The sequence below is a fragment of the Streptomyces sp. PA03-1a genome (genome assembly GCF_033792805.1).
Classification (GTDB): Bacteria; Actinomycetota; Actinomycetes; order Streptomycetales; family Streptomycetaceae; genus Actinacidiphila.
In genome coordinates this window covers 1-10,133 of the sequence record NZ_JARAVO010000298.1, presented here as the reverse complement: position 1 = coordinate 10,133, position 10,133 = coordinate 1, and the positions used below count along the sequence as shown (strand labels likewise).

Here is a 10,133-nt window from a genome sequence, read left to right as displayed (position 1 = left end):
GTGGTGGAGATGGCCAGGTAGCCGAGTTGCTGAGTGGCGGCGATGGCGGGCCAGAGCCGGGCGAGTTCGCAGGGGGTGGGGCGGTCGCCGGCGGCGCTGTCGGCGACCGCCCGGAGGTTGATCAGGTCGGTGCGCAGGCGGTGCCGGGCCCTCGCGGCGGCGCTGTGCCCGGCGTCGTCGCCCGCGCTGAGGTTCAGGTGCCAGGTCGTGCCTTCCGCACGGATGACGTGGGCGAGGGCGCTGGGGAGCCGGACGGTCGAGGTGCGCTGCCAGAGCGTGAGCCCCGCGGCCACGCCGACCGCACAACCGCACACCGTGTCGAGGAGGCGGGCGGTGACGAGGTGGCTCACGGGCAACGCCGGCTGCGCGGCCTCGGTCAGGAACAGCGACAGGGGGGTGATGAAGGCGACGCCGAGGGCGTAGTTGTGGGCCAGGACGGCTTCCGCGGCGAACTGGGCGAGCATCACGGCCGCGACCAGCGCGGGCGGGCCGGGGTGGAGGGCCAGGACGGCGCCGCCGAGCAGGACCCCGGCGGCGGTGCCGGTGCCGCGTTGCAGACCGCGCCGGATCACGGTGGTGACGTTGGCGCCCTGCAGGACGACGATGGCGGCGCCGGAGGCCCAGTAGGGCTGCGCGAGTCCGCACGCGTGGGCGAGCCAGCCCGCGATGACGGCGCCCGATCCGACGCGCAGCGCGGCGGGCAGGACCAGCGAGTGCCGCTTCCTGGCCGAGGCGAGCAGCCGTGTGGCGCTGGACGGTTCGAGGAGTTCCCCCTCGCCGTCCGGCGGCGCCCCCGACGCGGCATCGCGTACCGCCTGCTCGACCTCGCCGCGCACCGCGCGACGCGCGGCCGGCTCCCCGCCGGGCCCGTGGGCCGGGGGCGGCGGGGGCGTACGCCGGTGGCGGAGGCAGCCGGCGGTGCGGCGCAGCGCTGCGGCGAGGTCGCCGGGGAGCGGCGCAGGGGGCGTGGCGGCGGCGCGGACGGCGGCGGCGAACACGTGGTGGGCCTGCCGCACGGCCGGTCGCAGCCGTGCCCGCCCGGTCGCCCGGCCCAGGGGCTGGGGCGGCGCCGCGACGGCGTACCAGGCGGTGCGCAGTGCGAGGGCCGCCTGGTGCTGGGCGGCGCCCTGGCGGGGGCCGCCGATCGCGTCGAGGTAGGCGGCGAGCTGGTCGTAGGCGTCGGCGACCGCCGTGGTCTCCGGCCCGTGGCGGTCGATCAGGCATCCCGACATCGAGACCAGCCAGGCGCAGGTGGCACCGGCCACGGTGAGCGTGACCCGCTGCCCGATTGCCGCCGCGTCGACGGGCAGGGGGGTGGACATGGCGCAGGCGAGGGCGAACAGGTAGCCACCCGGTGGCCCGATCCGCAGCGCGTCGCAGACGTAGGTGGCGACCGCGCCGACGAGGCCGATCACGACGGGCGCGAGCCAGGTCCTGCCCCCGGCCAGCGACCCGGCGGCGACGGAGAGTACGAACCCTGCGGCCACCCCGGCCAGGAGCACCGCCCGCCGGCCGTAGGGCTCCTTCGCACCGTAGACGGCGGTGAAGGCACCCATGGTGGCGATCAGCCCCCACGACAGGTGGCCCGTGGCGGCCCCGGCGGTCAGGGGGATGCCCATGCTCACCGCGGCGCGCAGCCCGGCGGCGTACCGGTAGCCGGGCCCGCCGCCGGGGCGCAGGGCGTCGTGCAGGAGGCCACCGGCACGGCCGGCTGAGAAGTGGGGCAACCTCATGGCCTCCGAACGTCCGAACGGCGATGGAACCCGTGCCCGCCCGCGCCGTGGGACGAGTCCTACCAGAGCGCCCGGCGTGTCCCGGGGAGGGAGCCGCCCGGCGCGTCCGGCTGCGGCGGGCCGCCGGTGAGGCGGCACGCGGGCGGGGTCAGACGAGGGCCGGGTAGTCGGTGTAGCCCCGCCCGTCGCCGTAGTAGCTCGCCGGCTCGGGGGTGTTGTACGGGCCCTGGGCCCTGATGCGGGTGATGACTCCGGTGAGGAGATCCAGCTGACGGCGTGACGGGCCGCGCCCCGTCGCCGCTACCGCTCCAGCGCCTGGCCCCCGACGCCGCCCGTGACGGCGGCACGCAGCGGGACGCCGCGGAAGGCCTGGATGAGGACGATCACGGCGCCGGCCGTGATGCACTGATCGGCGAGGTTGAAGATCCCGGAATCGCCGATCTGGATGAAGTCCAGCACGGCTCCCCGGCCGAACCCGGGGGTGCGGAAGACGCGGTCGGCGAGGTTCCCGCCGGCACCCGCGAAGATCAGCCCGAGGCCGACCGCCCAGCCCGTGGAGCGTACGGAGCCGGCGACCCGCGCGATGGCCACGAGCGCGACGACCGCCACGAGGGTGAAGACCAGGGTCGCGCGGGGAGCGAAGGAGCCGGCCGCCCCGGAGTTCCGGAAGGCGGTGAAGGTCACCGTGCCACCCAGGGCGTGCCGTGGTTCGTGGCCCTCGACGACCACCGCGGCGATCGCCTTCGTGACCTGGTCCACGGCGAATCCGGCCGCCGCAACCGTCCACAGCAGATACGCCCGCCGCACCGCCCACCTCCTGATCGCTGGTGACTGCACCGAGCGTACGCGCAGCCTCCGGCGGCGCGGCGGGCGCCCGGAGCGGGGTTCGGTATCTCTCGATACGGTCTCGAACGAGCAGATGGCTGGTAATGTGCGTACATGACTGCCGACGCCCCTCGTGGAACCAGCGCCCCGCGTGCGACCGACCGACCCGGGGACACCTCCCCGTTCGCCCTGGGGCTGCTGCTGCGCCGCGCGCACTGGCGCGCGGGCGCGGTGATGGGGGAGGCGCTCCGGCCGCTCGGCATCGAGGTGCGGCACTTCGCGGTGCTGATGGTGCTGGTCGACCGCGGACCCACGGTGCAGCGGGACCTGGCAGCGGCGACCGGGTCGGACAAGGCGGGGATCATGCGGGTCGTGGACGACCTGGAGCGCAAGGGGCTCGCCGTGCGCAAAGGCGTTCCGGGGGACAGGAGGGTGCGGGCGGTGGAGATCACGCCCGCCGGCGTCGAGCTGTTCGACGCGGCCCACGTGGCGGCGGTGCCCCTGGCCGAGCATCTGGTCGCCGAACTGGCTCCCGGTGAGCCCGAGCGGTTGAAGGACCTGCTGACCCGGTTCGCCTATCCCGAAGGTGGCGAGGCGTAAGCCTGTCGTAGCGAAGACCGTCCAGCCGCGTGGTGCGCCCGCCACGCGGCTCTCGTCGTTCCCCCGCGGATGGTGCCGGCGCCGGCCGGCGAGACATGGTCAGCATTAGTCGCACACGAGACGGTATTGAGTGATACCGTCGTAGGTGTAACGGCCGGGTTCCGTGAGGAGATCGAGGCCGCCGGCGCCGAGGTGTACCTGTACCCCGGCGGCGAGCAGCCGCTCCCCGATCCGCCGACACCAGTCACGTTGCTGGAAGGGCTCGCCCGTAGTGCCGTCGGCCTGCTGCCCGCGGTGCTCGCCGAACTGCGCCGCATCCGGCCGCACCTGATCGTCCACGACAACGCCTGCCTGTGGGGCGCGGTCGCCGCCCGTGAACTCGGCGTGCCCGCCGCCTCGTCGTTCACCACCTTCGCGTTCAACCGGGACGTGCCGAGCCCCACCCGCGGCTCCTGGGACCTGCTGACCGCCGCGGCGGCCCACCCACGCGGCGTCCGGGGCTATCTGCGGTCACGCCAGGACCTGCGCCACCACTACGACACCCACGGACTGCCCCCGATCGACCTGGGCAACCTCCGCCAGCCGCTCAACCTCGTTTTCACCTCACGCGCGTTCCAGCCCCAGGCCGAACGCTTCGACGGGACCTACCGGTTCGTCGGTCCCAGCATCGGCGCCCGCCCGGCCGACCCCACCTTCCCCACCGACCGGCTGCGGGACCCCGTGGTGTACGCGTCGCTGGGCACGGTGTTCAACGCCGACCCGCACCTGCTGCGCACCCTCGCCACCGCGCTGGCGGCACTGGGGGGCACCGCCGTCGTCTCCGCCGGACGCACCGACCCCGTCGCGCTGGGCCCGTTGCCGTCCAACGTGCTCGTCCGTCCCTTCGTCCCGCAACCCGAGGTGCTGGCCCGCTCCGCGCTGTTCGTCACCCACGGCGGAATGAACAGCGTCAACGAGGCCCTGTACGCCGGGGTTCCGATGCTCGTGGTCCCACAGGGAGCCGACCAGCCGATGGTGGCCCGTCGCGTCGAGGAACTTGGCGCCGGACTGTCGATCCCCACCCGGGAGGTCACCGAGAACGCGGTACGTGCCCGGGCGGACGCCTCGTCCAGGACCCCCGCTTCAGGGCTGCCGCGGCCGCCCTGCGGACCGCCCAGCGGGCGGCCGGCGGACACCTGGGTGCGGCCGACACGCTCGAGCGGTACCTGCGGGCCGCGGGTTCCGCCGACCGGTCACCGGTCCACGCCCACGTGCGGGGGCGAGGCTGAACCATGTCGCTCGCCGCCATGATCCTGCTGGCCTTCGCCGGGGTGTCCAAAGCCGCCGGGCGCATCCTGCCCCTGGCGGTGGGCCGGCCGGGCATGCCGCGCACCCTCGTGGCGGGATCACTGATCGGCGGTGGCCTCATCGAAGCCGCCGTGCTCGCGGTGTGGCCGCAGAGCGCGGCCACGCTGGCCGAACTGGCACTGTCCGCTCCACCGCCGGGCGCCGGACCGGTGTGGACGCCGGGCCTGGCGGCCCCTCTGCTGCTCGCCGGCGTCCTCGCGTTCCCCTGGCCCGGGCCCATGCTCCACCTGCTGCTCTTCTTCGGGGTCGGGGCCGGGCTGGCCGACCGGCTCGCCACGGCCGCCGGCCTGGGCTGGTGGGCCGCCGCCGGTTGCGTGGCCCTCGCGGGGGCCGGGCTGGGTGTGACGGTCGAGGCCGTCCGACGCCTGGTCGTGCGGATCAGCACGACCGAACTGTTGGAGGCGCAGACATGAACGGGTACCTGATGTGGGCGTTCGCGGTCGGCACGGCGCTGATCGCCGAAGCGCTGCTGGCCCGTTACGAGGTGCTGGCCTACGGTGCGCACTGGCGTGCCCCCGTCACCGCACTCCCGGACGGCGTTCCCTACGCACGCGGCGCGGCTCCCGACGGCCACCCCGACGCGTACCTCGTCTACCTGGACGGCATCGGCAAACGCCGCGTCCGCGACACCCGTGACGGCGGCCGGCTCGTCGCGGCCCTCATCGCCAGGGCGCCGGAACTGCGGGTACTGGGCCAGGTCCAGCCCTACTCGCCCCTCGCGGAGCCCCTTGCCGAGCGGCCGGTCTGGGCGTGGCTGCGCCGCCGCGTCGCACTGTTGCTGTTCCTGCACAACGTCGTGCAGATCTTCGTCGCCGCCGACCACCGCTACCGGTGCGGTCGACGAACTGCACGCCCAACTGCACGCGCCACTTGTGCTGATCACGCTGGGCGGGTTCCACAACGGCGCCAACGACCTCACCCATGCCGAGCACCTGCACCGGCTGACGAGCGCGAGCGACCGCATCGAAAGGCTCGGCACCTGGATCTTCCCCCAGCGTTGGCCGCTGGTCCGCGGCAGTGGCTGGAACCGGGCCCGCCGTGCCGGAAAGATCAGCGTGCACCGGCTCGACCCGGCCACGCACGTCGGACCGCTCGGCTACATCAGCCCCACCGCACGGTCGTCCGAAGGCCGCAGTCACCTCGACCGCACCGCCGACACCGTGATCGCGGCCGTGCGCGCCCACCATGTGACGGAGCCATGAGCGACGGCGCCGGCCGCCGTGCCCGGAGGAGCAACACCAGGACCAGGATCCTCACGCCGCGCTCGAACTCTTCGCCGCCAAGGGGTACTCGGGCACCACGTTGCGCGCGATCGCCGGGCGCGCCGAGGTGGACCCCGCGATGATCCGCTCCTTCTTCGACGGCAAGGACGCCCTCTTCCGGCACGCGGTTTCCTCCCGCATCGACCTGTCCACCCTCTTCGACGGGCCCACGGCCGAGGAGGCGCAAGCCGCTCCCATGAGCCGGGGGGAGCGGATGGCCCGGACGTTCCTCCCCGTCTGGGAGGACGAGTCGACCCGCCCGGCACTGGTCGCGGTGTACCGGACCGGCATGTCGGACGGGCCGATCGCCAGGACGCTCCGCGACCGTGTCCAAGCGGCCCTCGCCTCGTGCATGGGCCGGATCGCCCCAGAGGAGACCGAGCGGTCACCGATGTTCACGTCCTCGGTGTCCGCCCAACTGACCGGCCTGGTCATGCTGCGCTACGTCTTCCCGGCGGAACCGCTGGCCTCACTGGACGTCGAGGAGCTGACGAAGCTGTTCGCCCTCGCCCTCTCCGTCGACGTTCCCCGGGCCCCGCAGCAGGGGGTGTCGGCGCGTCACGAGCGCGGAACGAGTTATTCCCGCCAGTAGCAGGTGCTCGCGACGTGCACCCGGGCTATCACAAACCGCGTTCACCGAGATCCCGAAATTCTCCCGACGCCTCGCCCCGGCCTTCGGGCAATGGCGGCCGAATTTCCCGTTGCTCAAAGGGAAATGTCCGCTCCCGCGGGACGCCGACCCCCGAGGCGCGTTTTTCCCGGCACCTTGACGGGCGACCTGACTTCTTATGGGATTGGCGCCTCTGTCCTGGAACGACGTGAAGGGATGCTCGTGAGAACCAGATCCTTATCGATCGCTGCAGTCGGTGCCCTCATCCTGTCCGGTGCGGCCGTCGCACCCATGGCCCAGGCCCGCGACGCGGGCACGGCCGCCGCCGGAGCGGACACCGTCAAGGTGTACCGCGCGGAAGTGACGAAGAGCCAGATCCCGTTGCTGCTCCAGGCCGGCCAGGACGCGCAGGAGCTGAGCGAGCGGCCGCCGGCGCAGGGCACGACCTCGGTCGAGGTGTACCTCACCGGCGATCAGGCGGAGGAACTGCGGCGCGAGGGCGTGCGGCTCACCGAGCACACGCTCGGCGCCAAGGCCGAGGCGCGGGTGCAGAACGCGGCCGACAAGGTGTTCCGCCCCTACAGCGGCAAGGGCGGCATCAAGGAGGAGATCCTCGCCACCAACCGCGCGAACCCCGGGCTGACGAAGGTCGTCTCGATCGGCAAGACCACGCGCGGGCAGGACGTCCTCGCCCTCAAAGTCACCAAGGACGCCGCGAAGTCCAAGGACGGCTCGAAGCCCTCCGTGCTGTACATGTCCAACCAGCACGCACGCGAGTGGATCACGCCGGAGATGACCCGCCGGCTGATGCACCACTACCTGGACAACTACCGCACCGACAAGCGGATCAAGAAGCTCGTCGACTCCACCGAGCTGTGGTTCCTGATATCCGCGAACCCCGACGGCTACGACTACACCTTCCAGAGCGACGACACCCGCCTGTGGCGCAAGAACCTGCGGGACAACAACGGCGACGGCGTCATATCCGCGGGCGACGGCGTCGACCTGAACCGTAACTTCGCTTACAAGTGGGGCTACGACAACGAGGGTTCGTCGCCGAACCCGGCCAGCGAGACCTACCGCGGTGCCGGCCCGAACTCCGAGCCGGAGACGCGGGCGCTGGACGCGTTCCAGAAGCGCATCGACTTCACGTACGGCATCAACTACCACTCCGCCGCCGAGCTGCTGCTCTACGGGGTCGGCTGGCAGGTGGCCACGGACACCCCCGACGACGTCCTGTACAAGGCGCTGGCCGGCACGCCGGACAACTCCGCCATCCCCGGCTACCACCCGCAGGTGTCGTCCGAGCTGTACACCACCAACGGCGAGGCCGACGGTCACGCGTCCAACGTGAACGGCCTGGCGATGTTCACGCCCGAGATGTCGACGTGCCAGACCGCGTCCGACATCGACCCGGACGACCAGTGGGTGGCCTCCGACTGCCAGTCGGGGTTCAACTTCCCCGACGACGAGAAGCTGATCGAGCAGGAGTTCGAGAAGAACGTCCCGTTCGCGCTCTCCGTGGCCGAGACGGCCTCCCACCCCGACGTCCCCTCCTCCTCCGTGGGCCTGGACGCCGCCGACTTCACCCCGGGGTCCTTCACCACCTCCTACGCGCGCGGCAACGACCAGGAGGTCTCGGTCGTCGCCCGAAAGTCGCTGCGCGACAGGGAGCTCAACTACCGCGTCAACGGCGGTCGCACGAAGGACGAGGCGCTGCGCTCCTGGCGGGGTGGCGAGACCTACGGCGGTGAGGACGACCTCTACTTCGACGAATACCGTGCGAAGGTCCGCGCCGGAGACGTCGGCGACAAGGTCGAGGTGTGGTTCACCGCCCGGGCCAGGAGCGGCAAGAAGGTCTCCAGCGACCACTTCACCTACACCGTGGCCGCCCGTCCCTCGGCCGACACCCTCGTCGTCGCCGAGGAAGGCGCACCCGCCACGCAGACCGCGGCGTACGTCGACGCCCTGAAGGCGAACGGCCACCGCGCGGCGGTGTGGGACGTCGCCACCCAGGGCGCGCCCGACGCGCTCGGGGTCCTCGCGCACTTCCGCACCGTCGTGCACTACACGGGCGCGGCCCTGCCGGGCAACCCCACCCAGCTCGAACTGCGCGCCTACCTCAACGAGGGCGGCAAGCTGATCGAGGCGGGCGAACGGGCGGGCGGCAACGTGGCCCTGGCCGACGGCACCCCCTCGAACGACTTCAGCCAGTACTACCTGGGCGCGTACTCGCGCACGTCGACCACCGGGGCCACCGGCTTCGGCGGCACGGGCGCACTGGCCGGCTTCACCGGTCCGCTCGGTGCCGCCACCGGCAACCCGCTGGACACCGCGGGCACCTACCGGGTGACATCCGACTGGCTGGCACCCGCCACCTTCCCGAAGTTCGCGAGCAAGGGAGCCGGCCGCTACACCGGGTCCGTCGGCTCGGACGCGCCCTACGCGGGCTCGTACATGGCGGCCGCCGTCCACACCGACGACGCCTACAACCGGCTCACCCGGACGATCGACCTCACCGGCGTGAGCGCGGCCGACTCGCCCACACTCCGCTCCCGCCTGCTGTGGAGCACCGAACCCGGCTATGACAACGCGATCCTGGAGGCGCACACCGTCGGAGCGGACGACTGGACCACCCTCCCCGAGGCGGGCGGCGCCACCAGCACCACCGTGCCCACCGAGTGCGAGGCCGGGTTCTACATCGGCGAGCACCCGTGGCTGACGCACTACCTGACCCCGGGCGCGGACGGCTGCACGGCGACCGGCACCTCGGGCGCCTGGAACAGCTTCACGGGCGCGTCCCAGGGCTGGCAGCCGGTGAACTTCGACCTGAGCGCCTACGCGGGCAAGAAGGTCGAGGTCTCGCTCAGCTACGTCACCGACCCGGGCTCCGGCGGCCAGGGCGTCCAGGCCGACGAGACCTCGCTGGTCATCGGCGGCGCGGTCACCGAGACCGAGGGCTTCGAGACCTCCCTCGGCCCCTGGACCGTCACCGGCCCGCCCGCGGGCAGCCCGCCGGCCCAGCGCGACTGGGTGCGCACCGGCCCGCTGACGCAGGGCGCCGTCACCACGGACGACACCGTGCTGCTCGGCTTCGGGCTCGAGCACGTCACCTCGGCGTCCGACCGCGCGACACTGGTCCGTCAGGCACTCAAGGCACTCCGCCGATGACGCCCGGGCGTCCTCCAGGACCGAGCGTGGCGGACGCCGGTCGCTGAACCAGGCGGCCCGTACCCCCCTGTGGGTACGGGCCGCCTTTTGCTTCGTCGGCACGCGGTGCGGGCGATATCCATGATCGAGCCATTGCGCGGCAATTCGGAAGCAAAAAGCGAACGCTTAGTAAGTGGCTGCTGCACGTGTGTCGTCCGGGATTGACGGCCCGCGATCCGAACGCGCCACCGCCTGCCGCCGTTCGGGCTGGTCACCCCGGGTTCGGGAACCGTCGGTGGGCCTGGCAGGATGAGGAGCCGGCTGGCGCGAATCCGGAAATTCCTTCTGTATGAGCGTGAGCAGGGATAGGTTCACCAAAAAGTAGTGAGGGAAGTCTTGTGAGGAATCGAGTCCAGCGACTGGCGCTCCCGCTCTCCGCGACCTTGACGGCGGTCGTGGTCGCCGGCTGCGGTTCGGGAGGGTCGGACGGCGAGGCCTCCGGGAAGTCCCTCACGATGGGGATCACGGACAAGGTGACGGCGGTCGATCCGGCCGCCGGTTACGACGTCGGCTCCTGGATCGTGTTCAACAACGTCTTCCAGTCGC

8 protein-coding genes and 2 pseudogenes are annotated in these 10,133 nt (G+C 72.4%); 8 read left to right on the top strand and 2 right to left on the bottom strand.

Annotated features, from left to right (window positions below; translation table 11 throughout):
• Positions 1–1,733 (bottom strand): FUSC family protein (locus PV341_RS40350; protein ID WP_500360399.1); only part of this gene is annotated, 1,733 nt, incomplete at its 3' end.
• Between the two features lie 300 nt (positions 1,734–2,033).
• Positions 2,034–2,540, bottom strand: a complete 507-nt coding sequence (locus PV341_RS40345) for a signal peptidase II (protein ID WP_500323699.1) — start codon at positions 2,538–2,540, stop codon at positions 2,034–2,036.
• A gap of 132 nt (positions 2,541–2,672) precedes the next feature.
• On the opposite strand from PV341_RS40345, the gene PV341_RS40340 reads away from it, so the two are divergent.
• The 8 genes and pseudogenes from PV341_RS40340 to PV341_RS40305 form a co-directional block, all read left to right on the top strand.
• Complete coding sequence (locus tag PV341_RS40340; protein ID WP_500323700.1) at positions 2,673–3,158, top strand: MarR family winged helix-turn-helix transcriptional regulator; 486 nt, start codon at positions 2,673–2,675, stop codon at positions 3,156–3,158.
• Positions 3,159–3,284: 126 nt separating this feature from the next.
• Positions 3,285–4,448, top strand: a complete 1,164-nt coding sequence (locus PV341_RS40335; RefSeq protein ID WP_500360397.1) for a macrolide family glycosyltransferase — start codon at positions 3,285–3,287, stop codon at positions 4,446–4,448.
• Complete coding sequence (locus tag PV341_RS40330; protein ID WP_500323702.1) at positions 4,430–4,918, top strand: hypothetical protein; 489 nt, start codon at positions 4,430–4,432, stop codon at positions 4,916–4,918. The genes PV341_RS40335 and PV341_RS40330 overlap by 19 nt, the downstream gene beginning before the upstream one ends.
• A 459-nt stretch (positions 4,919–5,377) precedes the next feature.
• Positions 5,378–5,707, top strand: a complete 330-nt coding sequence (locus PV341_RS40325; RefSeq protein WP_500323703.1) for a hypothetical protein — start codon at positions 5,378–5,380, stop codon at positions 5,705–5,707.
• Between the two features lie 64 nt (positions 5,708–5,771).
• Positions 5,772–5,879, top strand: a pseudogene (locus PV341_RS40320) (TetR family transcriptional regulator); the annotation flags it as partial.
• Between the two features lie 84 nt (positions 5,880–5,963).
• Positions 5,964–6,359 carry a TetR/AcrR family transcriptional regulator gene (locus tag PV341_RS40315; protein WP_500360401.1) on the top strand — a complete coding sequence of 132 codons (396 nt, stop codon included), beginning with the start codon at positions 5,964–5,966 and terminating at the stop codon, positions 6,357–6,359.
• 240 nt (positions 6,360–6,599) lie between these two features.
• Positions 6,600–9,548: a M14 family metallopeptidase gene (locus tag PV341_RS40310; protein WP_500360395.1), complete on the top strand. Its 2,949-nt coding sequence runs from the start codon at positions 6,600–6,602 to the stop codon at positions 9,546–9,548.
• Between the two features lie 377 nt (positions 9,549–9,925).
• A pseudogene (locus PV341_RS40305) lies at positions 9,926–10,133 on the top strand (ABC transporter substrate-binding protein); the annotation flags it as partial.